The organism is Streptomyces sp. BE303 (assembly GCF_036290945.1).
In the GTDB taxonomy this organism is placed as follows: domain Bacteria; phylum Actinomycetota; class Actinomycetes; order Streptomycetales; family Streptomycetaceae; genus Kitasatospora.
Genome location: NZ_JAQYWZ010000711.1, coordinates 1 through 683 on the forward strand (window position 1 = coordinate 1; position 683 = coordinate 683).

The 683-nt window shown below is 64.9% G+C and carries 1 protein-coding gene; it reads right to left on the bottom strand.

Annotated elements, in window-relative coordinates; all coding sequences use genetic code 11:
* Positions 1 to 491: 491 nt before the first annotated feature.
* Positions 492 to 683 (bottom strand): hypothetical protein (locus PUR56_RS19420; protein ID WP_329949861.1); only part of this gene is annotated, 192 nt, incomplete at its 5' end.

The window sequence follows — 683 nt, forward strand, 5'->3', positions numbered from 1 at the left end:
CCCTTCATCGCCACCGCCCTCGTCGCCGGCAGCCACTCCATCACCCCCGTCGTCCTCTACGTCATCGCCGGCTGCGCCGTCACCGCACTCGCCGTCCTCACCGGCCGCGAGACCGCCCACGGCGAGATCAGAGACACCTGAACACCCCCATCAGCCATCCTCCCGGCCGGGGCAACACCGCACCGGCCCGCCTCCCGCCGACGGCACCGGAATGACGGAGGTCAACCAGACCGACAACGCAGCTGCTCCATGCTGTCGAGCCAAGCGATCGCGAAGAGGAGCGACGATCTCTTGTGTCAGGCCCAGACGCCAGGTTCAGATCATGTACAGGGCCTAGGCAACCCGGAGCCGGGCCCGGGTGAGGCCGCCCATTCAACTGTCGTCGGCACCCGCGACACGGGAACCAGAACCGGCAGAACAGCACCTCGCCGCCAACTCGCTGAGAAGTGATCTAGAAGCAATGCCGTGTAGATAGAGCTTGCGGATTCCTGTCACGGGTCTGGTGTGGTCAGGATGTCGATGCTGATGGTGGCTTTGTAGCTGGTGTCGCGCGTCAGACTTTGTGGCAGGGCTTGTTTCTTGCGGGTCCTGCCCTGTGAAGGAGTCTGATCGATCATGGTGAGGCCGCCGGCGTTGCCGCCGGAGGAGAAGGTCCGGATCGTGCTGTCGATCCTGGCCGGTGA